Raw genomic sequence first — 23,386 nt, forward strand, 5'->3', positions numbered from 1 at the left:
GCGGTGAGAGCGCGTATCGAAGCGAGTGCTCGCCAGAGATCCTTCGACTTCGCCACTTCGTGGCTTTGCTCAGGATGACATGCGGTGGGCTGTCGGTCGGGGAGTGGTAGGTCCGCCCGCCTCGGCGCCGAGGCGGAGGGAGTCAGCCGGCGGTGGCGGCGTGGAAGGCGTCGAAAAAGGCGGCCAGCTTGTCGAGGTCCTTGACGCCGGGGCTCTCCTCGACGCTCGACGAGAGGTCGACGGCGTAGGGGCGCATCGTCTGGATGGCCTCGGCCACGTTCTCGGCCGAGATCCCGCCGGCCAGGAACAGGTCGACCTCGGCCGACAGCTCGCGGGCCACGCGCCAGTTGAAGCTCTCGCCCGTGCCGCCCCACAGGCTCGTGTGGTGCGTGTCGAGCAGGATGAAGTCGACCACGTCCAGGTACGGCTCGACGACGGCGCGGATCTGCTCCGACGAGGCGTCGTGCGTCACTTGGACCGCCTTGATGACCGGCACATCGACGGCGGCGCAGACCTCCGGGGGTTCGTGCCCATGGAGCTGCGCCAGCGCGAACCCGACGCGCTCGCAAGTCCCGTTCACCTCCTCGGCGCTCTTGTTCACGAACACGCCGACCGGCTCCGGCCCGACGACCCAATCGATGATCTCCTTCGCCACGTCGGGCTTGACGTAGCGTGGGCTGTCCTCGTGCTGGATGAACCCCAGAAAGTCGGCCCCGGCGACGGCGGCGGTGCGGGCGTCGTGGAGGCGGGTGATGCCGCAGATTTTGACCTTGGTCATGGCGCGGCGGGGAGGGGTTGACCGGCGAGCGCGACGGCCGTCTCGCGGCGGAGGGCGGCGAGGGCGCGGCCGGGGTCAGGCTGGCGCATGAAATGGGTGCCCACGAGGAACGCGTCGGCGCCGGCGCGGCGGAGGCGGGCGGCGGCCTCGGCGTCGCGGATCCCGCTCTCGGCCACGCGGACGATCCGCTCGGGCAGGCGCGCGAAGATCCGCTCGGCGCGGCCGAGGTCGACTTCGAACGTCTTGAGGTCGCGGCTGTTGACGCCCAGCACGTCGACCCGGTCGAGGTCGAGCGCCTCGACCTCGGCGTCGTCGTGGACCTCCACGAGCACACCGAGGTCGAGGTCGCGGGCCGCGTCCAACAGGTCGCCGAGGTGGGCGGGGTCGAGGGCGGCGGCGATGAGCAAGACCGCGTCGGCGCCGTAGGCGCGGGCCTCGACGAGCTGGTAGGCGTCGACCACGAAGTCCTTGCGCAGCAACGGGAGGTCGACCGCGTGGCGGACGGCGGCGAGGTGGTCGAGCGAGCCCTGGAAGTGCGTCGGCTCGGTGAGGACGGAGAGGGCCGCGGCCGCCGCTTGCTTGTACTGGCGCGCGACGATGGCCGGGTCGTACTCCGCCCGGATCACGCCCTCCGACGGGCTCGCCCGCTTGCACTCGGCGATGTAGGCGGGGCCGTCCGGACGGCGGAGCGCGCGTGCCAGCGACAGCGTCGGCGCGTGGAAGGCCGGGCGGCGTTCGAGCGCCGCGGCCGGCGTGACCGCCTTCCGCTCGGCCACGAGCCGGCGCGTGTCGTCGAGGATGGTGTCGAGGATGGTCGCCATCAGGCCGCCTCGGCGAGCGCGTTGGACACCTCGACGAGCGTGTCGAGCTTTTCGAGGGCCGCGCCGCTGGCGACGCTCTCGCGGGCCGCCTCCAGGCAGGCGTCGAGGTCGCCGACGTCGCCGGCGGCGAGGAGGGCGTAGGCCGCGTTGAGGAGGACGACGTCGGCCTGAGGGCCGGCCTTGCCGCCGAGGACGGCGCGGACGATCTCGGCGTTCTCCTCGGGCGTCCCGCCCTGGAGCGCCGCCGCCGACACGCGCGCCAGGCCGAACCGCTCGGGCACGACCTCCTGCTCCAGCAGGCCGCCGTCGAAGGCGTGGCTTCCCGTCTGGTAGATCGTCGTCGGGCTCGTGGTCGAGAGCTCGTCGAGCCCGTCGTGGGCGTAGACCACGACGACGTGCTCGCTCCCGAGCCGCATCAGGATCTGCGCCATCATCCGCGCGACGCCGTCCGAGAACGCGCCGACGAGTTGACGCTTGACGGCGGCCGGGTTGCAGAGCGGCCCGAGGATGTTGAAGAACGTCCGGACGCCCAGCGCGCGGCGGACCGGCCCGACGTGGCGGAGCGCGGGGTGGAACTGCGGGGCGAACAGGAACGCGATGCCGGCCTCGTCGAGGCACCGGCTCACGCCGTCGGCGTCCAGGTCCGCGCGGACGCCGAGGCTGGACAGGACGTCGGCCGAGCCGGACGACGACGACACGCCCTTGTTGCCGTGCTTGGCGACGGGCACGCCGGCGCCGGCGGCCACGAAGGAGGCGGCCGTCGAGATGTTGAACGTGCCGGAGTGGTCGCCGCCCGTGCCGCAGAGGTCGATCGGGTTGAGGTCGGTCTCGACGGGCACGGCGTACTCGCGCATGACCTTCGTGAAGCCGACGAGTTCGTCGAGCGTCTCGCCGCGCGAGCGGAGGCCCATCAGCAGGCCCGCGATCTGCGCCGCCTCGGCCTCGCCCGAGAGCATCACGTGCATGGCCGACTCGGCCTGCGATTGGCTGAGCGTCTCGCCCTCGGCGACGAGTTGGAGAATCGGTTTGAGCGTCGTCATCGGGTCGGTCGGTCAGTCGGTGGTGGAAGCGGGGGCGGGCACGGCTAGCGCCGCGCGGACCCAGTTGCGGACGAGCTTTGGGCCCTCCGTCGTGAGGATCGACTCGGGGTGGAACTGGACGCCTTCGATCGGAAAGTCCTTGTGGCGGAGGCCCATGATGACGCCGTCCGCCGTCTCCGCCGAGACGTCGAGGACGGCCGGGAGCGTCGCCCGGTCGACCACGAGGGAGTGGTAGCGCGTGGCGACGAAGTCCTGCTCGACGCCCTCGAACACGGTCCGGCCGTCGTGGGACACCGTCGACGTCTTCCCGTGCATCAGCGTCGGGGCGTGGACGACGCGGCCGCCGAACACCTCGCCGATGGCCTGGTGACCGAGGCACACGCCCAGGATCGGCGTCGTCTCGCCAAACCGGCGGATGACGGCCTCCGAGACGCCGGCCTCGTCGGGGCGGCCGGGGCCGGGCGAGATGAGCACGCCGGCCGGGGCCAGCTCCGCGATCTCGTCGAGGCCGATCTGGTCGTTCCGCACGACCCGGTAGTCCTCGGTCACGCCGCCCACGAGGTGGACGAGGTTGTACGTGAACGAGTCGTAGTTGTCGATGACGAGGATCACGGGATCGGGGGCTGGGGCGGCGGGGCCGCTAGTTCAGGAAGCCGACGGCGTCGCGGACCTGGGCCGTCACGTCGGAGGCTCGAGCCCGGGCCGCCTCGGCGCCGGCCTGGAGGATGTCGCGGACGTCGTCGGGGCGGGCGGCCAGCTCGCGGCGGCGCTCGCGGGCCTCGCCGAAGTGCCGGTCGATCATCCCGAGGAGCGCCTTTTTGGCGTGCCCGTAGCCGTACCCGCCGGCGCGGTACGCCTCGGCGATCTCGGCCCGCTCGTCGTCCGTCGCGAAGTGGCGGATCAGGGCGAACGTGTTGTCGGCGTCCGGGTCCTTCGGGTCCTCCAGCGGCGTCGAGTCGGAGACGATCGACATCACCTTCTTCTTGAGGTCCTTCCCCTCGTCGAAGATGCCGATCGTGTTGCCGTAGCTCTTCGACATCTTCCGTCCGTCGAGGCCGGGGATGACCGAGACCTCGTCCAAGATGTAAGGCTCCGGGAGTGGGAAGAACGGGTCGTCCGGACAGAACGCCTCGTTGAACCGGCTCGCCGTGTCGCGGCTGATCTCGAGGTTCTGCTTCTGGTCGGCCCCGACCGGCACCACGAGGTCGCGGCCCGGCGCCGTGTACGCGAGGATGTCGGCGGCCTGGAGGATCGGGTACGTCAGGAGCCCGCCGTTCGCGGTCAGCCCCTGGGCCACCTTGTCCTTGTAGGAGACGCCCTTCTCGAGGATCGCCGTTGGCGTGAGGCAGAGGAAGATCCACGTCAGCTCCGTGAGCTGCGGCACGTCCGACTGGACGAAGAGGCTGGCCCTGCTGGGGTCGAGCCCGAGCGCGAGGTAGTCGAGCGCGACGTCGAGCGTGTACCGGCGGAGCGCGTCGGCGTCGCGGAGCGTCGTCAGCGCGTGGTAGTCGACGATGAACAGGAAGGCCTCGCTCCGAGCGGTCTCGTCGTTGGCGAGCGCGATGTTCTGTCGGATCGCCCCGAGGTAGTTGCCGAGGTGGAGCGTCCCCGACGGCTGGATGCCGGAGACGATGACGGGCAGGGGGGAGGAGTCAGACATGCAGAGGGTGCGGGGGCGCCGGCCGGCGCCTGCACGAACTGGGAAACGGCGGTCGGGTCGGTCCGCCTCGGCGCCGAGGCGGGCGGGGCTAGCGGGGGAGGTCGGCGGCGACGCCGCGGAGCAGGTCGATCCGGGACGTCGAGGCCTCGGCGTTGTGGCCGAGGATGGCCCGCGTCCGCTCCTGGTGGTGGACGGCGTCGACCTCCTCGCGGAGCATCCCGCCAAAGTCGTTCTCGGCGTCGAGGAGGCCTTGAACCCGGTTCCGGTCGGAGCCCTCGACCACCGCGAACGCCTCGCGTCCGGCGCCGGTCGGCGGGGCGCCGCCGAGGCTGAGGATCGTCTCCGAGATCTTGGCCGTCTCCGTGCGGAGGTACGGCATCATGGCCTCGACGCGCTCCTTGGCCGGGCCGTCGGCCATCCGCGCAAGCGCGGCCTGGTAGGTCTGGAGCAGGTCGAGGTGGCGCTCGGCGACGGGGCGGAGGCGCTCGACGCTCTCCTCGCGGGAGATGTAGCGGCCGGCGCCGCCCTTGTTGAGGATCGGTCGGAGGGCAGGGAACATGGCGGGGGAGGAGGGAGGGGGGATGCGGGACGGAGGGACGAGGGGACCGCGTGGCGCATCCCGGATCCCTCCTTCCCTCTACAGCAGGTCCGACGTGGCGGAGCGCATGGCGGCGAAGAGGGCGGCGGCCTTGGCCTTCGTCTCGTCGTACTCGGCGGCCGGGTCCGAGTCGGCGACGACGCCGGCGCCGGCCTGGACGTAGGCCACGTCGTCCTTCACGACCATCGTGCGGATGGCGATGCAGGTGTCGAGCGCGCCGTCGAAGCCGGCGTAGCCGACGGCGCCGGCGTACGGCCCGCGCTTGACGGTCTCGAGCTCGTCGATGATCTCCATGGCGCGGACCTTCGGGGCGCCGGAAACGGTCCCGGCCGGGAAGCACGCCGCGAGGACGTCCGTCGCCGGCCGCTCGCCGACGGCGCCCGACACCGACGACACGAGGTGCATCACGTGGCTGAACCGCTCGACCTCGGCGAACCGGTCGACGGAGACGGTCCCGGTCTCCGACACGCGGCCCATGTCGTTCCGCCCGAGGTCGACCAGCATGAGGTGTTCGGCGCGCTCCTTCGGGTCCTGGAGGAGGTCGGCCTCGTAGGCCGCGTCCTCGGCCGGCGTCTCGCCGCGGCGGCGGGTCCCGGCGATCGGGAGGACCAGCGCCCGCCGCTCCGGCCCGCGCGGCTCGACGCGCGTCAGGACCTCCGGCGACGAGCCGACGAGCGAGAAGTCGGCCCCGTCGGCCAGCCCGTCGACGTCGAGGTAGAAGAGGTACGGGCTCGGGTTGACCTGCCGGAGCGCGCGGTACAGGTTGAACTTGTCGCCGGCGAACGGCATCGCGAACCGCTGGCTGAGCACGACCTGGAAGATGTCGCCCTCGACGATGTACTCCTTGGCCGCGCGGACGGCGTCCTCGTAGGCCGAGCGCTCGACCGAGGCGGCCGGCTCCGCGGCCAGCAGCCGGACCGGCTCGCCGGGCACGCCGCCGTGGAACAGGTCGTCCTCCAACTCGAACAGCCGCTCGGTCGCCTCGGCGTACGCCTCGTGGAGGTCGGTGTCGGCGTCGACGAACACGGTCGCCATCAGGATGAGCTGGTGGCGGACGCGGTCGAAGGCGGCGACGGTGTCGTAGAAGCCCCAGACGGCGTCGGGCAGGCCGAGGAGGTCGAGCGGGGCCGGGGGCAGCGCCTCGAGCTGGCGGACGGCGTCGTAGCCGACGTACCCGACGGCGCCGGCCGTCAGGCGCGGGAGCCCGGCGACCTCGGCCTGCTCCGTCTCGGCGAGGATCGCGCCGAGCGCCTCGAAGATGGTCCCGTCGAGGGGCTCCACGTCGTGCGCGGCCCCGTCGCCGCCGACCACGCCGGCGGGCCGGTGGGCCCAAACGCGGTCGCCGCGGTTCTCGATCACGAGGTACGGGCTCTTGCCGATGAACGAGTACCGGCCGAGCCGCTCACCGCCCTCGACCGACTCCAGCAGGAACCCGAACTGGCCCTCTTCCCGGACCGCGAGGAACGCCGAGACCGGCGTCAGGAGGTCGGCCGACCGGCGGACGTAGACCGGCACGGCCAGCCGCCGGCCGTCGGCCGGGAGCTGCTCGCGCACGATCGTCTCGAACTCGGTGAGGGTCACGGGGTGAAGGTCGGATGGGGAGGGCCGGAGGGGGTGAAGCCGGCACCAACAAAAAAGCCCCCTGCTCGTCTGAACAGTGGGCTCGCGGAGGGGAAGCGCGTTCGCGTCAGGCCACAGGCCGTCTGCCCACTGAGGTCAGGGGGTGCCACCAGGGCCAGACGGTATGGGGCGCGCGGTGCGGCATCGGGATCAAGCTACGGCCGGTCGTCGGGCGGGGCAACCGGCGGGAGGGCGAGGAGGTCGCCGGGCGCGTCGAGGCCGCGGAACTGGCGCAGCCGCTCGCGCAGGTACGGGTTCGTGCGGAGCTCGCGGCGGAACTGGAGCGGGGCCGGGCGCCGGAGGCCCCGCGGCCGGTTCAAGAAGTCGCCCACGTCCGCCTCGGCGGTGAGGTCGACGTCCTCGGCGCAGACGTTCGGCATCGGGACCGGCTCTGGGCCGTCGAGGGCCAGGCCCGGCATCGGCACGGGGGTGACGTCGGGGGAGAGCGGGACGGCCATGTCGGCGCCGTAGCCGCAGTCGCGCGGGACGAGAAGGGAGGGCGTCGCGGGCTCGCCCGCCTCGGGCACGATGCGGACGTCCTGCGCGCTGGCGGCCGTTCCGAGGGCGAGGGCGGCGAGTGCGAGCGCGCGCATGGTCAGCTTGGCTGGTCGGTGGGGTTGGCCGGCAGTCTCCCGAGGCCGAGGGCCTCGGCGAGGCGGGCGTCGTAGCCGTACGGGTCGGCGTAGACCTGGAGCGAGCCGTCGGCCTCGGCCCAGGCCGTGAAGTAGGTGAAGTGGCTCAGGAACGGCCGCTCCAGCCGGACGCCCCGACGCGGGCCGCCGCGCCACGACCGCGTCGCGTCGCCCTCCTCCCAGCCGTTGACGGTCGTCAGCAAATACTCGGCTAGCTGGTCCGGGGCGCCGGCCTGGACGCAGCCGCTCGACATCGACGAGCCGGCGCCGTCCTCGAACGTGTACCGCTTGTTCGTGTCGTGGATGAGGATGGCGTACGGGTTGTGCATCAGGAATTTGACGCGCCCGAGTGGGTTCGCCGGGCCCGGCCGCTGCACGAACCGGAACTGGCCGACGGAGACCGAATCCCACGGCACGAGCCGGCTGTCGACCGGCGCGCCGTTCTGGTACACCTCGAACCCCTGGCGCCACAGCGCGAGGCTGTCGCGGACCGCCATCGGGAAGACGTTGGCCGCCGCGAGCGAGCGCGGGACGTACCACGCCGGCTGGAACTCGACGGTGTGGATGGAATCGGTGATGACGGGGGTCGTCCACCCGGCCGTCTGCGCGTTCCCGATGTTGACGGGCATGCGGAGGTTCTCGTCGTACGGCGCGCGGAGGTCGGTCGCGCCCGAGTCGCGCCGCATCACGCGGAGCTCGAAGGCCGGGAGGTTGACCCACACGAAGTGGTCGCCGAGGTCGTCGGGGAGCCAGCGCCAGCGCTCGAGGTTGAGGACGAGCCGGTCGCGGAGCGGGCCGAGGTCGGCGTTGAGCGCCTCGGTCGCGGCGGCGTCGAGGACCGAGTCGGCCGTCAGGCCCTGGGCCTCCTCGAAGCGGCCGAGCGCGGCGGCCAGCGAGTCGTCGTAGACGTAGGCGTCGGGGCGGGCCCAGGCGTCGAGGGTGTCGGCGGGGAGGTAGCCCCAGGCCGTCAGCCGGTCGCGGAGGTGCGGGACGCGGACCGACCGCTGGCCGGGCGCGAGGTCGGCGCCGGCGGGGATCGGGGCGAGGTCGGCCTGAAGGCCGCCGAGGCGGGCGCGGAGGCGGCGGTAGCCGTCGTGTGGCGGCCGAAGGGCGTCGAGCGCGTCGACGACGCCGCGGGCGTCCGACGCCTCGATGGCCTCGACGAGCGCGTCGAAGCCGGCGCCCGTCGAGTCGCGGAGGGTGGGGAACCACGAGTGCGTGTAGAGCCGGCGCGGGTCGGCGCGGCGGCCGCGGAGGGCGTCGCCGAAGCGGAGGAGCCCGTCGGTCAGGGCGAGGTCGAGCGCGGCGAGGCGGGCCGGGCGCGGGTCGGCCAGCGTGTCGCGGGCCTCGCCGTCGTGGGCGGCCCACTTCCGCTCGGCCGCCGCGAGGGCGATCCGGAGCGACGGGATCGCGTCGGCGTGGACCTCCTCGGGCGTGACGCCATCGGCCGGCGCGGCGTCGAGGAGGCGGGCGAGGCCGGCACGGGCGCGGGCGTCGGCCCAGACGAGGCGGGGGCGCTCGTAGACGTCGGGCGTCGCGGGGTGGAGCTTCGCGTTGCCGAGACGGAGCCCAACGGCCTCGGCGACGGCGCGCGCGTCGGGGGCGGCGATCTCCTCCGGCCCGAACCAACTGTCGAAAATGCCCCACCCGAGAAGGGCGACGAGGGCGAGTGGGTGCAGCAGAGTCGTCACAGACAGGGTCAATCGGGGGTGCGAACGCTAACGCCGTCCGGGGCGCGAAAGTACCCCGGCGGCCGTGGTGTCGGCCGTGTCCGACGGCGCCGCTGGGCGGGCCGGAAGCGGCCGGCGAGCCGTGTCACGCGGGGCGACCGGTGCCGCCTCGGCCGAGTCGGCGGGCAGGTCTGCCGTCTCCGACTCGTCCGCCTCGTCCTCGGTTTCGGGCACTTCCTCGTCCCCGATCGAATCGGCGATGAGCGTGGCGAGGACCGAACCGCCCTGATCGGGTCGCTCCAGCCCGAGCGCGTCCGCCAGCCGACCGTCGCGGCCGTAGACGTCGTCGTAGACCCGAAGCCGGCCGTTGGGGTCGACCTCGGCCGTGAAGTAGACGAGGTGGACCGGGACGGTCTTCTCGACCTGGACCCACTGCGTCGGCCACCACGAGCCGTTGAAGATGTCCGACACCTGCTCCTCCGTCCACCCGTTCGTCCGCGGCAAGAGGGCGCGGGCGAGCGCCTCGGGGTCGCCGGCGCGGACGCAGCCGTGGGACCGCGCCCGGTCGTCCACGCCGAACGCCCACTTCGTCGGCGTGTCGTGCACGTAGACGGCGTGGTCGTTGGGGAACAGGAATTTGACCCGGCCCATCGCGTTCCCCGGCCCGGGGCCGCGTTCCACGAACCCCTTGACGTACCCGTACGACTCCCGCTGGATCGAGGCCGGGACGATCCACGTCGGGTTGAACACGATCGTTTCGAGCGTGTCGGTAAAGGCCGGCGTCTGCCAGTCCCGCGCGCCGACGACCGTCACGAACCGGGTCGCCTCGGCCCAGTCGTCGCTCGGACCGGCGCCGGGCGCACGCTCGCGGACGGCCAACTCGAACCGCGGGACGTTGACCCAGACGTGGAGGTCGCCGAGGTCGGCCGGGAGCCAGCGCCAGCGCTCGAGGTTGAGGGCGAGGAGCGGGATGAGCTCGGGCCGGCGGACGTTGAGGACGTCGCGCGTCGGGCCATCGAGACGGCCGGTCGCGCGGAGCCCGCGGGCGCGCTGGAGGCGGCGGAGCGCGTCTCCGAGGGCGGCGTCGAACTGGGCGGGGGCCTCCGCCTCGGAGAGGTCGGTCTCGATGCCGAGGCGATCGCGGAGGCGGACGACGGCGAGGCCGGAGTCGCCGGGTGCGAGGTCCCTGCCGAGCACGAGCTCGGGCCGGTCCTCCAGATCCAGTTCGCGGGCGAGCGCGGCGCGGAGGCGGCGGTAGCCGGGGTGCTGCGGGCGGAGGCCGTCGGCCCAGAGGGCGAGCGCGGCGGCCGGGCTCGGCGCCGAGGCGAAAGCGTCGGCGAGGCGGACGGCGACGTCCGGCGGCTCGGGAGGGGAGGCCGTCCAGTGGATCCCGTACAGCTCGGTCGCGTCGGCGCGGGGTCTGGCCAGGGCGTCGCCGAACCGGAGGAGCGCGTCGGTTACGGCGAGGTCGGCGTCGGCGAGCGAGGCCGGGACCCTCGCCGTGTCGGAGAGCGCGCGGAGGCCGGCGAGAGACGAGTCGAGCGGGAGCGCGTCGCGGTCGGCGCGGGCGAGGAGGTCGAGGGCCGCGTCGCGGTCGGCGCGGGCGAACCACGCGGGCTGGCCGGCGCGGGCGGCGTAGACGTCGTGGACGCCCGGGTGGAGGACGCCCGCGGTGCTGTCGGCGGCGAGCCGCTCGGCGAGGAGCGGCGCGACGGTCGCCGGCGTGACGGCCGCCATCCTCTGGCGCGCGTACCCGGCCGAGGCCCCGCCGGCGGCGAGGACCAGCCCGACGAGAAGGGTGTACAAGAGCGGCCTGCGGCGTATCCGTTCGCGCATGGCGTGGGGGGTGTGTGTCGGCCTCGCGGACCCCTGCGGGCGAGTCGTCGTTGTCCCGCCGCTCCCGCCTGGGCCGCCGTCGCAATGTGCACGCGCCGCGGTCCCCGATCAAGCCGTTCGGCCCAGGATCCGTCCTTTAACCCGTCTTCAGGTATGTCCCCACCCGTTTCGCACAGTCGTTTGACCGTGCTGGACTTCGACCCGGCCCGCGACGGGTTCTCGTTCCCCAACCGTTATACCTGGACCGACGACGACCTCGACACGCTCGCGACCCGGCTCCGCGCGCTCTCGTCGGTGCCCGTCGCGCTGGGGGCCGGCCTCGGCGGGGCCGTGAGCGGACCCGTCGGCGGCATGGCGGGGCTGGCGGTCGGCGCGGCGCTCGGGCGGCTGGGGCTCGGCGATGGGGTCGTGCGTTCCATCGCCCGTCGGTGGTCCACGTTCGGGCTGTGCGGGGGGATGGCCCTCGCGGCTATCGAGCGGTGGCCGCGGGGGGAGGGCGCCGCGCCGACAGCGGAGCTTCGCCCGGCCCCGCTGCGGGCGCTCCTCCGCCGCCGCCAGGAACGGACGCTCCGGGCCTCGCTCCCGCGCTTCGCCGGGTGGTGGCTCCGGGCCCTCGCCTCCCGCGACCCCGACGGGTGGGCCGACGCCGTCGAATCGGAGCTCGACCGCGTGGAGGCCACGCTGAGCGCCGGCCGGCCCGCTCTCCTCGGCCTCGTGGGCGACGCGCCGGACCCGTTCGCGCTCCACCAGGTCGTCGGGTTCGGGATCGACCGCCGCGGGCCGCTCGACGCCACGCTCGACGTCTACGACCCCAACGCGCCCGGCGCGGCTCGGACGATCACCGTGACGCCCGGCACGCGTCCCGGCCGCGCAGCGATCTCGACGACGCTCCCGACGGGCCGCTCCGCCACGACCGGCCGTGCGCACATCTCGACGCGCCCCGGCCACCTCGCCCACGCCTTCGTCATCGACCTCCCCTAACGAGCCCCTGCGCCTCGGCGCCGAGGCGGGCCGTGTCGGGTTAGGCCTCGGACCGTTCGCTGTCCTCGACCACCGGCGGGCTCTGGGCGGCGCCGTCGCCGGCGTGGGGCTCCGGCGCGCCGGGTGGGGTCGGGATCGTCTCGCCCCGCCGCTCGCGGACCGTCGCCGCCCACGACACGGCGGCCGAGACCGTGATGCACCCGACCACGACGGCCAACGAGACCGACGTCGGGATCTCGAGCCCGCGCGGCTCCAGGAATGGCTCGGCCAGCATCTTCCCGCCGATGAACACGAGGACCGCCCCGAGCCCGATGTGGAGGTACCGGATCCGCTCGATGACGCCGGCCAGCAGGAAGTACAGCGCTCGCAGCCCCACGACGGCCATGATGTTCGAGCTGTAGGCCAGGAACGGGTCCGTCGTCACGCCGAGGATGGCCGGGATCGAGTCGACGGCGAACACGACGTCGGTCAGCTCGATCATCACGAGGACGAGGAACAGCGGCGTCACGAACGTCCGGCCCATCTTCCGCACGAAGAAGTGCTCCTCGTGATACCCCCGCGTCACCGGCAGCACCCGACGGAGCAACTTGAGGACCTTGTTCTGCGAGACGTCCTCCGGATCGTCGGACTCGACGAACATCCGGGCGCCCGTCAGGATGAGGAACGCGCCGAAGATGTAGAGGACCCAGTGGAACCGCTCGACCAGCGCGACGCCGAGCAGGATCATGACGGCCCGCATCACGATGGCGCCGAAGATCCCCCAGAACAAGACCCGGTGCTGGTACCGCGCCGGCACGGCGAAGAAGCCGAACAAGACCGCGATGACGAACAGGTTGTCGACCGAGAGCGACTTCTCGACGATGTAGGCCGTGAAGAACGTCAGGGCCGGGTCGTGCCCGTACACCCACCAGATGATCCCGTTGAGCGCCAGGGACGCGCCGACGAAGAAGGCCGAGAGCCACGCCGCCTCCTTCCACTCGATCTCGTGTGCCCGCTTGTTGAACAAGAGCAGGTCGACGAGGAGGAGGACCACCACGTAGCCGTTGAGCGCGGCCCAAGCCCAGGCGGGGACGTCGAGGTGTGGCATTCGGGGGAGGAGCGACGGCGCGGTGAACGCGGGCCCCCACCCGAGGTTCGGGTCGTCCGCACGCTTCACGCGCCGCTCTCAGTCCGATCCGGACCGTCCCCCCGAGCGCTCCGCCGAGCGCCCTCCGAGGCCGGGGCAGCCAGCCTCGACCCCCCGTCGGGGGGGCCTGACGGGGAAGGGACTGGGTGGGCTACCCTATGTCGGTGACATGTGGTATCGTCCGGCCTCAGCTCCTGGCAAGCGGAACCCGAGATGCACGACGACCCCACCCCCGACGAGATCCGACGAAAGGCGGACGAGTTGGAGTCGCAGGGCCAGCACGAGACGGCCCGCATCATGCGTCGCGTCGCCGACGACATCGAGGCTCAGGAGGGCGACGCGGAGCCGAGCGGGGACCCTCCGCCGGAGGCGTAGCCGTCGGAGCCTCAGCCCTCGGAGAGGTCCCGGTGCCCGAAATAGTAGAGGCAGTACCGGAGCTTCGACGCCTTCTGCGGTCCGAACCCGGGCAGCTTCTTGACCCGCTTCTCGACCGTCGCGCAGTCGCCGTCGGCCCAGAGGCGGGCGGCGTCGCCGCCGTACTCGTCGGCGAGGATGCGAGCGACGGACTGGGTCGTGTCGACCATCTTGTTCGTGAAGCGGTGGACGGCCGGCGACTGCGCGAACACCTCGGCGAAGGCGTCGCGGTCCATGTCGGCGATCCGGCCCATGTCGAGGTGGCCGAGCCGCTGGCGGAGCTTGTAGGGCCCGGCGAAGGCCGTTTCCGCGAGGACGCGCTGGTCGTAGAGCAGCCCCAGCAGGACGGCGTTGGGGTCGTCGCGGAGGTACTGGTCGACGTCGGGGTCCTTGGTCGCGGTGCCCTCGGCCTGGAGCCGGTCGAGCATGCGGACGAGGCCGCCTTCCAGGGCGGAGTAGTCGGAGGCGTCGAGGGGCATGGCGTGGGGGTGTCCGGGGTAGCGGAAAGGTAGCGAGGGCCTCCGCCTCGGCGCCGAGGCGGAGCGGGGCGGAGTAGCGCAAACGGACTACGTGGGGCGCCGAGGATGTCGCATCTTCTGGCCTCCCCTCCCACAGGTCACCCTCATGAACCGACTCCGACTCGCCCTCTGCGGGCTCGCTCTCCTCACGCTCACCGCCGGTTGTGACTCCGATGGCGGGGGGACCGAGGCCACCGTCCGCGTGATGAGCCAGAACCTTTACCTCGGCGGCGACCTGTTCACGCTGCTCGAGCCGCAGTGCGAAGGCAACGCCATCGTGGTCTGCGTCGCCCAGCTCTACGGGACCATCGAGGCCTCCGACCCGGCCGCGCGGATGGCGGCCATCGCGGCCGAGATTGCCCGCGTCGACCCCGACCTCGTCGGGCTCCAGGAGGTCTCGACGTACTACGTCCAGTCGCCCGCCGACAACCTGCCGGGCGGGCCGGCCACCGACGCCACGCAGGTCACGTACGACTTCCTCGACCTGCTCATGGACGCGCTCGACGCCGAGGGCGCCGACTACCGCGTCGTGTCGGTCTCGAACAACTCCGACGTCGAGTTCCCGGCCACGACCAACGGCAACACGTTCTTCGACGTCCGCTACCAGGACGCCGACGTGATCCTGGCCCGCGGCGACGTGACGACGAGTGCGCCGACCGAGCAGTCGTTCCAGTCGCTCCTCACGATCCCCGTCGGCGGCACCAATCAGACGTTCGTCCGCGGCTACCAGTCGGTCCGGGCGACGGTCGGCGGGTTCGACTTCACGTTCTTCAATACGCACCTCGAGGTCGGCGGGCAGGCCGAGCCGATCCAAGTGCTCCAGGCCGGCGAGCTCCTCGCACCCATCGGGGCGACGACGGGCCCGGTGGTCTTCGTCGGCGACATCAACTCGAACGGGAACGCGAACGGGACGAGCTACCAGACGCTGACGGTCCCGTTCGAGGACGCCTTCGCGGTCGGCTCGGCCGCGACGTGCTGCCAGGCGGCCGACCTCCGCAACGCGGCCTCCCAGCTCCAGACGCGGATCGACGTCGTGTTCTACCGCGGGTTCGACTCAGTCGGCGAGGCCGAGGTCGTGCTCGACGAGCCATCGGACCGCGTGGGTGGACTGTGGCCGAGCGACCACGCCGGCGTCTGGGCCGAGTTGGAGGCCGTCGTCCAGTAGCGGCCGGCTCCGCCCGCCTCGGCGCCGAGGCGGGCCCATCGGGTAGGGGCACACCGGCGGTGTGCCCCTACGTCGTGGATGGGAAGGCCGGCGGAGGCGTCAGTCCTTCCGCTTCCACTGGGGGCCGGACGGCGTGTCCATGACGTCCACGCCGAGCGCGTCGAGTTCGTCGCGGATGGCGTCGGCGCGGGCCCAGTCCTTGGCGGCGCGGGCCTCCGTCCGCTGGATGAGGAGCGCCTCGACCTGGGCCGCCAGTCCGTCGTCCTCGGGGGCGGCCTCGTCGGCCGCGCCCGTCCCCACGATGCCGAGGAGCGCCTCCACGTGGTCTAGGAACGCGCGGGCGGTGCGAGCGGACGCGCCGGACAGCGGCTCGGCCCGGTGGGCCTTGAGGACGTCGCCGGCCCCGCGGAGCGCTGCTGCGAGCGCGACCGGCGTGTTGAGGTCGTCGGCCATGGCTGCCAGGGCCTCGCCGTACGCTACGTCGAGTGGCCCGGCGAGGACGTCGTCGCCGGGCCGACCGGCGTCGAGCGCGTCGCGGACGGCGGCGTCGGCGTCGACGTACCGCTGGCGATTTTTCTGGGCGTCGGAGAGCGTCTTGCGGGTGAGGTTGAACGGCTTGGCGTAGTGACCCGAGATCAGCGCGAGGCGGAGCGCGAGCGGGTCGAGCGGGGCGCCCCAGTCCTCCCGCCCGCCGTCCTCCGGGGCGAGCGTCAGGTCGCGGACGGTCAGGAAGTTGCCCTTCGACTTCGACATCTTCTCGCCCTCGACCTGGAGGAACCGCGTGTGCATCCAGTAGCGCGAGAACGGCTGGCCCGTGAGCGCCTCGGCCTGGGCGATCTCGCACTCGTGGTGCGGGAACCGGAGGTCCTCGCCGCCGCCGTGGAGGTCGATCGTCTCGCCGAGGTACTTCTGGGCCATCACCGAGCACTCGAGGTGCCAGCCGGGGAAGCCCCACCCGTACGGCGAGAACCACTGCATGAGGTGCCCCGGGTCCTTCTTCCACAGGGCGAAGTCGCGCGGGTCCCGCTTGGCGTCGTCGCGGACGACCTCGCGGGTGCCCTCCACGAGCGTGTCGGCGTCGCGGTTGCCGCTGAGCTTGCCGTAGTCGGGGAAGCTCGGGACGTGGAAGTAGACGCCGTCGTCGGTCTCGTAGGCGTGGCCGCGCTCGACGAGCCCCTCGACCGCCTCGATCTGCTCGCGAAGGTGTTCGGTCGCGCGGGGGCGGACGTTCGGCTCGAGCAGGTTCAGGGCGTGCCAGTCCTCGACGAGGGCCGCCGTGTAGTGCCGCGCGAGGTCCCACACGGTCTCGAACTGTTCGCCCTCCTTCGACGCCAGCGCCTTGGCCATCTTGTCCTCGCCGGCCCCGTCGGCCACGTCGTCCTCGGTGAGGTGGCCCACGTCGGTCACGTTCGAGACGTAGCGGACGGCCCAGCCCAGCGCGGCGGCCGTCCGGACCACGAGGTCGGCCGTGAGGAACGTCCGGAAGTTGCCGATGTGGGCGTAGCTGTAGACCGTCGGGCCGCAGCTGTAGAACCGGAGGAGCGGCCGGCCGTCGGGCGCGGTGGCGACCGGCTCGACGGCCTCGACGGACCGGGAGAGCGTGTTCGTCAGGCGGAGGGGCGGCGTCTCGGACATGGGGCGGGGGGGAGGGGGCGTCAAGCTACCGGGCGTCCGACCCTCGGGGTCCCGCTTCCGAATCGAGACGGCCCGGGGAGTGCGGGTGGCCACCGGAACAGAGGGGCAGGGCTCAGATGTGGCAGATCGTGTTTTCTTCGGTCCTCTACGGGATCGATCGGGCCACGTGAGCTCTCGTTGGTCGTCGGAATGCCTGTCGTGCTTGTCGGAAGCGTCGTGTGGGCGTACCGCGACGCCGTGTGGTAGGGGCTGGCGTCGTCGTGGCCGCGTTCGTGGCGCTGGGAGCGTGGTCGCTCCGACCGCTCGACCGGGTCCGCAGGGTGCTCGTCGGGAACGTGGTCAAGCTCACCGAGGCGGGCGGGTGCGGGTTGCGGTCGCGACGGAGGCGGGCGCGGTGTCCGTCGAGGTGGCGGACACCGGCGTCGGGGTTCGGGCGGTGTGTCGCCCTCACCTGTTCGAGCCTTTCGGCTAGCCGTCTGAGGGAGACGGCCGGAAATACGCAGGCGCCGGCCTCGACCTCACGGTCGCCAAGCTTCTCGTCGACTGGATAGGCCGCGAGCTCACAGTTGTGAGCGCCGAGGGAGGGGAGAGCCTATTCATGGCCTGGCTGCCTCCAGCCAGCCAGGGGCGCGCCTGACGGTGCACCGGGTGGGACCCCGGCCGCCGTCGCGTCGTCCCAGGGCCGCCATGTCCGACACGCCCCCCGGCCTCCGCTACGTCGACGACGCCCGTCCGGGTCTCTCTCGCGTCCGCCGCGGGAGCGGGTTCTCGTACCACCGGCCCGACGGCTCGCTCGGATCCGACGAGACCCGCGACCGGATCGAGGCGCTGGCCATCCCGCCGGCGTGGGAGGACGTCTGGATCTGCTCGGCCTCCAACGGCCACCTCCAAGCGACGGGACGCGACGCCAGGGGCCGGAAGCAATACTGCTACCACGTCGATTGGGAGGCCCATCGCAATCGGCTGAAGTTCGACCGGATGGTCTCGTTTGGAGAGGCCCTGCCAGACATCCGGGCGCGTGTCGACGAGGACCTGAGGCGCCGCGGCCTCGGCCGCGAGACCGTCCTTGCTCTCTGCGTCCGGCTCCTCGACGAGACGCTCGTCCGCGTCGGAAACGAGCGGTACGCGACCGAGAACGGGTCGTACGGCCTGACGACGATCCGCGACAAGCACGTCTCGTTCGACGGGGCGGTGGTCCGGTTCGAGTTCGTCGGCAAGAGCGGGAAGACGCAGGCGTTGTCGCTGACGGACCGGCGTCTGGCGCGGCTCGTGAAGGCATGCCGGGACATCCCCGGCTACGACCTCTTCCAGTTCTACGACGAGTCCGGCCGCAAGCAGGACGTCGAGAGCGGCCACGTCAACGGGTACCTCCAGGAGACGACCGGCGAGCCGTTCACGGCCAAGGACTTCCGGACGTGGGGCGGGACGGTCGTGGCCGCGGAGGCCCTCGCGTCTCACGACGTCGTCGACGACGCCGACGCGCTCATCGTGCGGGCTGTGAAGGACACCGCGGCCGTGCTGGGCAACACGCCGGCCGTCTGCCGCCAGTACTACGTCCACCCCGACGTTCTCGACGCCTTCCGCGCGGGCGACCTCCGCGATCGCCTCCGGCGCCGGAACGCAGGCAACACGCCGGTCGGCCTCCGACCGCCCGAAGCCGCCGTGCTTGATCTGCTCCGGGACCGCTCGTGACGTTCAGCGGAGGCGCCTCCGCTGAGCGCCTCTGCTGCGGGGGAGAAAACGCACCGCCGGGGGGTAGAACGGGACGGTGTGATCCGGGGGCGGCCTGAATCCTGCGCCCGAGTACCGGTCGATCAACGGGCGTCCTCCGTCACGTTGCGGGCACACACACGACGTTGGAAGCCAGGAGGGTGGCCCGCTCCGACTCGGCATGCAGGCGGGGCACGAATCCTGCGGGGTGTGGACAAGCGAGGCCCGCAGGCGTCCTCTCTCGTCCACAACTCCGCACCCGACCATGGGCCAGCAGCAACTCCTCCTCCTTGTTCTCGGCATCGTCATCGTCGGCCTCGCCGTCGTGATCGGCATTCAGGCGTTCAGCGAGAACAAGACGAACTCCACCACCGACGCGATGAACAACGAAATCGTCCGGATCGCGTCAGACATCCAGACGTGGTCGCTCAAGCCGCAGGCGTTCGGCGGGCCCGTCGGGGAGTCCGGCTTCGAGGAGGTGACGTTTTCCGACCTCGGCTACGGGCTGACGACGTGGGACGGCGACGCCTCCGCCTACTCGACCCTGACGGCGCACTATCGGATCGCTGCGGGCTCGCCGGACTGCGTCGCGGTCCAGGCCATCAGCAACGACGGCGTTACCGGGGGGACCTCGAACGGGAACGCGTCGGCCGCGCTCATGAGCGTTCGGGTCACAGGGGCGGACCCGGACGACATCGAGTACGTCGGGGGGGAGCACGTGACCTGCTAGGTCGGCCTCGGCACCGAGGCGGCCGGGGTCAGGTTCCGGTCGACGTGAAGTCCCAGAGCGAGCGCTCGGCGCGGACGGTCGAGAGCAGTCGCTGCACCGCGCGGTACGAGTCGAAGCTTGTCGGGCCGGCGTCGGCCGTGACCCAGACGACGGTGAACGCGAGCGTCTCGCCGGCGCCGAGCGCGACCGGGCCGGCCGAGAGGAGCTGGCGGACGTCGGCGCCGACAAAGACGCCGTCCTCGTCGCGGCCGTCGAGCCAGCCCGTCTGGCCAAACGGGTCATCGTCGAATGCGAACCGCGACGGCTGGCCCGTCGTCGGGTCGATCATCGGGTCGCCCGCGTAGGACAGCCCGTCGAGCGCGCGGACGGCCTCTGTCGCGGACGCGGGCCCCTGCCCGAAGCCCTCAGGATCCTGCCACGTGTAGCGGCGGAGGATCCGATGGGAGAGGAGCGGGAGGTCGAGGAAGGTCGTCCCGGAGACCCAGGTCGAGCTATTCGTGATGCCGTCGTCGTCGGTGAACGGGAGCTGGTACACGTAGCTCAGGCCGGTTGCGGAGTCGAAGCCCACAGCGTCTTTGCCGTAGGCCGCGTAGCCCACATTCTCATAGGGGCCGGGCGACTCGGTGTCGGAGAACGTGCCGACGCGGAGGTCGGAGATCGGCGCGCTCCCCTCATTCGTCACCTCGTAGCGGACGAATACGGCGCCCGCCAGGTCGGCGCGGCGGTAGCGGTACGCCGCCACGTTCATGCGGAGGCCCCGGAGCGGGTCGGCGTAGCGGCCGGCCCACTGGCCTTCTCCGCCCGCGAATGGATTGGCCTCGGAGCAGAACGAGCCCCAGAGCATCTGGTCGCCGTAGACGCGCGGGCTCCCGTCCGCCTCGGTCGGTGCGCCAAGGTCGCGGGGCCACGCCTCCGTGTCGGTGTACGTCGTGTCGGCATCGAGGGCGAACACGCCCGTCGGGCCGTCCCCGCAGTCCGTCGTGAAGTTGCTCTCCCAGTAGACGATGCTCGACCGCGTCATGCCGTCCTGCGTGCCGCCGAGCCACACGCCCGATCGGGAGGCGGAGAACGGCGAGAAGTCCGTGGGATGGTAGCCCAACGCCCGCCCGCCGAAAAGGCCGCCGTCGGGCTCGAGTCCGAGGACGGATCCGTCGAGGTCGACCGTGGCGAACGGAGACTGGACGAGAAGCGGAGCGGTCACGTCGTCCGGCTGGGTCTCCGGGGGCGGGTCCGTGACCGGGTCCGCCGCATCGCAGGCGGCTAGCAGGACAATCAGAAGGAGAGGGGCAACGCGCAGCATCGGGGCGGTGGGATCAGGCACCCGCAACCAACCCTCGCCGAGGCGCACGGGGAGAGAAATCCACCCGAACCGTCGGGGCGGAGCCCGAACGAGCCGCGAGCCCTGCTAAGCGGCTTCGGCCTCGGCGCCGAGGAGTGCCCGTGCGGCCCGCACGATCCCGTCTGGCCCGATCCCGACCTCGTCGTGGAGCTGGCGCTGCGAGCCGTGCTCGATGAACCGGTCGGGCAGCCCGAGCCGCACGACCCGCGTCCCGTCGAGCGCGCCCGCGTCGGAGGCCCACTCGACGACGGCCGAGCCGGCCCCGCCGTCGCGGACCCCGTCCTCCACCGTGATCACGTGGGTGTGACGGCCGAACACCTCCGTCAGAAGTGCCGCGTCGATCGGCTTGACGAACCGGAGGTCGTAGTGGGCCGCCCGGACGCCGTCGGCGTCGAGCCGCTCGCAGGCCTCGACGGCGTACTGCCCGATGGAGCCGTAAGTCACGAACGCGAGGTCCGCGCCGTCGCGGATCTTCCGGCCCTTCCCGATGGGGATCGCCTCGAACCCGTCGCGGAGCGCCATCCCCGTCGCGGCCCCGCGCGGGTAGCGGACGGCGAATGGGCCGTCGTGCTGCAACGCCGTGTAGAGGAGGTCGCGGAGGTCCTGCTCGTCCATCGGTGCGGCGACGACCATGTTCTGGACGGCCCGCATGTACGAGACGTCGAGCGCGCCGTGGTGCGTCGGTCCGTCGGCGCCGGCGACGCCGGCGCGGTCCATGCAGAAGACGACCGGGAGGTCCTGGAGCGCCACGTCGTGGACCACGCCGTCGTAGGCCCGCTGGAGGAACGTCGAGTAGATGGCGCAGAACGGGCGCATCCCCTGCGTCGCGAGGCCGGCGGCGAACACGACCGCGTGCATCTCCGCGATCCCGACGTCGAACGCCCGGTCCGGCATCTCGGCCATCATCTTGCCGAGGCTGGTCCCCGACGGCATCGCGGCGGTCACGCCGACGACGCGGTCGTCCTGCTCCGCCAGTTCGATGAGCGCGTCGCCGAACACGTCCTGCCACTTGGGGGGCTTCGTGCCGGCCGGCGTCGGCGTGGCGAGGCTCTTGCCGGTGAGCTTGTCGAACGGGCTCGACTGGGCGTGCCACTTGACCTGGTCCGCCTCGGCGGGCGCGAAGCCCTTGCCCTTGACCGTGAGCGTGTGGAGGAGGATCGGGCCGCCGAGCTTCCGCACGCGCTGGAGCTGGCGGGCGAGGGCGACGACGTCGTGGCCGTCGACCGGTCCGATGTAGCGGAAGCCGAAGGCCTCGAACAGCATGCCCGGCGTGAGCGCCGCCTTGAGCCCGTCCTCGACGCGCGCCGCCAGCCGCTGGAGGTGCCCGCCGCCGACGCCCTTCAGCTTGTCGAACAGCTCCCAGACCTCGCCCTTGAGCGCGTTCCACTTGCCCGAGGCCGAGAGCGTCGCGAGGTACTCGTGGAGCGCCCCGACGTTGGGGTCGATCGAGATCCGGTTGTCGTTGAGGACGACGAGGAGGTCGGAGTCCGTCGCGCCGGCGTTGTTGAGGCCCTCGAAGGCGAGCCCGCCCGTCATCGACCCGTCGCCGATGACGGCGACCACCTTCTGGTCGGTCCCCTTGAGGTCGCGGGCCTTCGCCATGCCGAGCGCGGCCGAGATCGACGTGCTCGCGTGGCCCACGCCGAACGTGTCGTACTCGGACTCGGACCGCTTGGGGAAGCCCGAGAGCCCACCGTACTTCCGGTTCGTGGGGAACGCCTCGCGGCGGCCGGTCAGGATCTTGTGGCCGTACGCCTGGTGGCCGACGTCCCACACGAGCTGGTCCGAGGGCGTGTCGTAGGCCCAGTGGAGCGCCACCGTCAATTCGACGACGCCGAGGCTGGCGCCGAAGTGGCCGCCGTGGACCGACACGATGTCGACGATGAAGTCCCGGAGCTCGTCGCAGAGCTGAGGGAGCTGCTCGACAGAGAGCGCCCGGATGTCGGCGGGGGACTCGATCTGGGCCAGCAGAGGGCCGGGCGTGTGGGTCGGGGCGTCCTGGGGCATGGGCGAGGCGCGGAACGGCCAAAGATACCGGGCGCCCCCTCACACCCTTCCGCGCCCGGTGGGGTTTCAGGCCGTTTCTGACCGTCGGCCGCTCTCCGACACGCGGGAGGCCGGTTGGCCGCGCCGGTTTCGTCCACTCTCCGTCGCCACCGCGGCCGGGTTAGGCGCCGACGCGCACCGTCTCCGCCTCGGTGACGACCACGTCGAGGCGGGCGTCGTGAGACGCGGAGGGCACGGCGTTAACGAGGGCGTCGGCGAACACGACGCCGACGCGGAGCGCGGGCGTCTGGGCGAGGAACGTGTCGTAGAACCCGCCGCCGTAGCCGAGCCGGCTCCCGTCGCGGCCGACCGCGAGGGCTGGGACGAGGACGACGTCTATGGACCGCGGGCCGACGGGCGGGGCGCCGGGTGGCGGCTGCATCAGCCCCCATCTCCCGCGAGCCAGCGCGGTGGTCCCGAGGTACCGCCTGTGTACGAGCGCGCGGTCGCCGACGACGACGGGGAGGGCGACCACGACGCCACGCTGGCGGAGCGACTCGGCCAGCGGGCGGAGGTCGACCTCGAACGGGAGTGGCCAGAACAGGTGGACCGTGCCCGCCGCTTCGACCTCGGGCAGATCCCGCACACGCTCCACGATCCCTTGACTGGCGGCGGCGCGAGCTTCGGCGGGCATCGCCTCGCGGAGGGCGCGGAACCGCGCCCGCCACGCCGCCTTCTCCGCCGACACCGATTCCGACTCCGCCATGTCAGAGACCCGCCTCGACCGCTTCGACGCCTACCGCGCCCGCATGAACGCCCGCATCCTCGACGAGGGTGACCACCTCGGCGTCAAGCGGTTCTTCAACCTCGACTCCGCGGCCTACCGCGACGGCGCGCTCGACGGCCGTACCAAGGAGCTCCTCGGCCTCGTCGCGAGCGCCGTCCTCCGCTGCAACGACTGCATCGACTACCACCTCGAGCAGTGCGCCGAGGCGGGCTTCTCCGACGACGAACTCATGGACGCGCTCAACGTGGCGCTCGTCGTCGGCGGGAGCATCGTGATCCCGCACCTCCGCCACGCCGTCGAGACGATCGACATGATCCGGGACAGGGAGGCGGGGTAGAGA

The 23,386-nt window shown here is 72.2% G+C and carries 22 protein-coding genes; 6 read left to right on the forward strand and 16 right to left on the reverse strand.

Going from position 1 to position 23,386, the window contains the following annotated elements:
- Positions 1 to 142: 142 nt before the first annotated feature.
- From BSZ37_RS09260 to BSZ37_RS09305, 10 genes are all read right to left on the reverse strand, one after another.
- A complete protein-coding gene (locus BSZ37_RS09260) occupies positions 143 to 778 on the reverse strand; it encodes a phosphoribosylanthranilate isomerase (protein ID WP_095510281.1) in 636 nt (211 codons plus the stop codon).
- The gene (trpC, locus tag BSZ37_RS09265; RefSeq protein ID WP_095510282.1) at positions 775 to 1,599 is read right to left on the reverse strand and encodes an indole-3-glycerol phosphate synthase TrpC; all 825 of its coding nucleotides are present in this window, start codon (positions 1,597 to 1,599) and stop codon (positions 775 to 777) included. Before trpC ends, BSZ37_RS09260 begins: the two co-directional genes overlap by 4 nt.
- Positions 1,599 to 2,639, reverse strand: coding sequence for an anthranilate phosphoribosyltransferase (trpD, locus tag BSZ37_RS09270; RefSeq protein ID WP_095510283.1), 1,041 nt, complete (start codon positions 2,637 to 2,639; stop codon positions 1,599 to 1,601). The genes trpC and trpD overlap by 1 nt, the downstream gene beginning before the upstream one ends.
- Before the next feature lie 12 nt (positions 2,640 to 2,651).
- Positions 2,652 to 3,251, reverse strand: coding sequence for an anthranilate synthase component II (locus BSZ37_RS09275; protein ID WP_095510284.1), 600 nt, complete (start codon positions 3,249 to 3,251; stop codon positions 2,652 to 2,654).
- A gap of 28 nt (positions 3,252 to 3,279) precedes the next feature.
- Positions 3,280 to 4,299 carry a tryptophan--tRNA ligase gene (gene trpS / locus BSZ37_RS09280; protein ID WP_095510285.1) on the reverse strand — a complete coding sequence of 340 codons (1,020 nt, stop codon included), beginning with the start codon at positions 4,297 to 4,299 and terminating at the stop codon, positions 3,280 to 3,282.
- Between the two features lie 88 nt (positions 4,300 to 4,387).
- Entirely contained in the window at positions 4,388 to 4,858 is a 471-nt protein-coding gene (locus BSZ37_RS09285; protein ID WP_095510286.1) for a hypothetical protein, read from the reverse strand.
- A 78-nt stretch (positions 4,859 to 4,936) separates the two neighbouring features.
- On the reverse strand, positions 4,937 to 6,478 hold the full coding sequence (gene trpE, locus BSZ37_RS09290) for an anthranilate synthase component I (protein ID WP_095510287.1): 1,542 nt from the start codon (positions 6,476 to 6,478) through the stop codon (positions 4,937 to 4,939).
- Between the two features lie 194 nt (positions 6,479 to 6,672).
- The gene (locus tag BSZ37_RS09295) at positions 6,673 to 7,110 is read right to left on the reverse strand and encodes a hypothetical protein (RefSeq protein ID WP_095510288.1); all 438 of its coding nucleotides are present in this window, start codon (positions 7,108 to 7,110) and stop codon (positions 6,673 to 6,675) included.
- Positions 7,111 to 7,112: 2 nt separating this feature from the next.
- Positions 7,113 to 8,840, reverse strand: a complete 1,728-nt coding sequence (locus BSZ37_RS09300) for a L,D-transpeptidase scaffold domain-containing protein (protein WP_095510289.1) — start codon at positions 8,838 to 8,840, stop codon at positions 7,113 to 7,115.
- A gap of 27 nt (positions 8,841 to 8,867) precedes the next feature.
- On the reverse strand, positions 8,868 to 10,625 hold the full coding sequence (locus tag BSZ37_RS09305; RefSeq protein WP_095510290.1) for a L,D-transpeptidase family protein: 1,758 nt from the start codon (positions 10,623 to 10,625) through the stop codon (positions 8,868 to 8,870).
- Positions 10,626 to 10,841: 216 nt separating this feature from the next.
- On the opposite strand from BSZ37_RS09305, the gene BSZ37_RS09310 reads away from it, so the two are divergent.
- Positions 10,842 to 11,636 carry a hypothetical protein gene (locus BSZ37_RS09310; RefSeq protein ID WP_143537609.1) on the forward strand — a complete coding sequence of 265 codons (795 nt, stop codon included), beginning with the start codon at positions 10,842 to 10,844 and terminating at the stop codon, positions 11,634 to 11,636.
- A 40-nt stretch (positions 11,637 to 11,676) separates the two neighbouring features.
- On the opposite strand, the gene BSZ37_RS09315 is transcribed toward BSZ37_RS09310, so the two are convergent.
- Positions 11,677 to 12,723 (reverse strand): TerC family protein, encoded by a 1,047-nt coding sequence (locus BSZ37_RS09315; protein WP_095512351.1) that lies wholly within the window; start codon positions 12,721 to 12,723, stop codon positions 11,677 to 11,679.
- Positions 12,724 to 12,975: 252 nt separating this feature from the next.
- Between BSZ37_RS09315 and BSZ37_RS21980 the strand changes: the two genes are divergently transcribed.
- The gene (locus BSZ37_RS21980) at positions 12,976 to 13,137 is read left to right on the forward strand and encodes a hypothetical protein (RefSeq protein WP_179299547.1); all 162 of its coding nucleotides are present in this window, start codon (positions 12,976 to 12,978) and stop codon (positions 13,135 to 13,137) included.
- Positions 13,138 to 13,148: 11 nt separating this feature from the next.
- Here the strand turns inward: BSZ37_RS21980 and BSZ37_RS09325 are convergent, their stop codons facing one another.
- A complete protein-coding gene (locus BSZ37_RS09325; RefSeq protein ID WP_095510293.1) occupies positions 13,149 to 13,655 on the reverse strand; it encodes a hypothetical protein in 507 nt (168 codons plus the stop codon).
- A 145-nt stretch (positions 13,656 to 13,800) separates the two neighbouring features.
- Between BSZ37_RS09325 and BSZ37_RS09330 the strand changes: the two genes are divergently transcribed.
- Positions 13,801 to 14,859, forward strand: coding sequence for an endonuclease/exonuclease/phosphatase family protein (locus BSZ37_RS09330; RefSeq protein ID WP_095510294.1), 1,059 nt, complete (start codon positions 13,801 to 13,803; stop codon positions 14,857 to 14,859).
- A 99-nt stretch (positions 14,860 to 14,958) separates the two neighbouring features.
- On the opposite strand, the gene cysS is transcribed toward BSZ37_RS09330, so the two are convergent.
- Positions 14,959 to 16,494 carry a cysteine--tRNA ligase gene (gene cysS / locus BSZ37_RS09335; protein ID WP_095510295.1) on the reverse strand — a complete coding sequence of 512 codons (1,536 nt, stop codon included), beginning with the start codon at positions 16,492 to 16,494 and terminating at the stop codon, positions 14,959 to 14,961.
- 687 nt (positions 16,495 to 17,181) lie between these two features.
- Between cysS and BSZ37_RS09340 the strand changes: the two genes are divergently transcribed.
- Both BSZ37_RS09340 and BSZ37_RS09345 read left to right on the forward strand, forming a co-directional pair.
- Positions 17,182 to 18,186, forward strand: coding sequence for a DNA topoisomerase IB (locus BSZ37_RS09340; protein ID WP_095510296.1), 1,005 nt, complete (start codon positions 17,182 to 17,184; stop codon positions 18,184 to 18,186).
- A gap of 283 nt (positions 18,187 to 18,469) precedes the next feature.
- A complete protein-coding gene (locus BSZ37_RS09345) occupies positions 18,470 to 18,934 on the forward strand; it encodes a hypothetical protein (RefSeq protein WP_095510297.1) in 465 nt (154 codons plus the stop codon).
- Positions 18,935 to 18,962: 28 nt separating this feature from the next.
- Here the strand turns inward: BSZ37_RS09345 and BSZ37_RS09350 are convergent, their stop codons facing one another.
- The 3 genes from BSZ37_RS09350 to BSZ37_RS09360 form a co-directional block, all read right to left on the reverse strand.
- Complete coding sequence (locus tag BSZ37_RS09350) at positions 18,963 to 20,135, reverse strand: hypothetical protein (RefSeq protein WP_143537610.1); 1,173 nt, start codon at positions 20,133 to 20,135, stop codon at positions 18,963 to 18,965.
- 204 nt (positions 20,136 to 20,339) lie between these two features.
- On the reverse strand, positions 20,340 to 22,280 hold the full coding sequence (gene dxs / locus BSZ37_RS09355; RefSeq protein WP_095510299.1) for a 1-deoxy-D-xylulose-5-phosphate synthase: 1,941 nt from the start codon (positions 22,278 to 22,280) through the stop codon (positions 20,340 to 20,342).
- 160 nt (positions 22,281 to 22,440) lie between these two features.
- Entirely contained in the window at positions 22,441 to 23,025 is a 585-nt protein-coding gene (locus BSZ37_RS09360; protein ID WP_095510300.1) for a 5-formyltetrahydrofolate cyclo-ligase, read from the reverse strand.
- Here BSZ37_RS09360 and BSZ37_RS09365 point away from each other — a divergent pair.
- Positions 23,024 to 23,383: a carboxymuconolactone decarboxylase family protein gene (locus BSZ37_RS09365; RefSeq protein ID WP_095510301.1), complete on the forward strand. Its 360-nt coding sequence runs from the start codon at positions 23,024 to 23,026 to the stop codon at positions 23,381 to 23,383. The two genes, BSZ37_RS09360 and BSZ37_RS09365, sit on opposite strands and share 2 nt — an antisense overlap.
- Positions 23,384 to 23,386: the final 3 nt, after the last annotated feature.

Origin of the sequence: Rubrivirga marina (assembly GCF_002283365.1) — a bacterium.
Classification (GTDB): Bacteria; Bacteroidota; Rhodothermia; order Rhodothermales; family Rubricoccaceae; genus Rubrivirga; species Rubrivirga marina.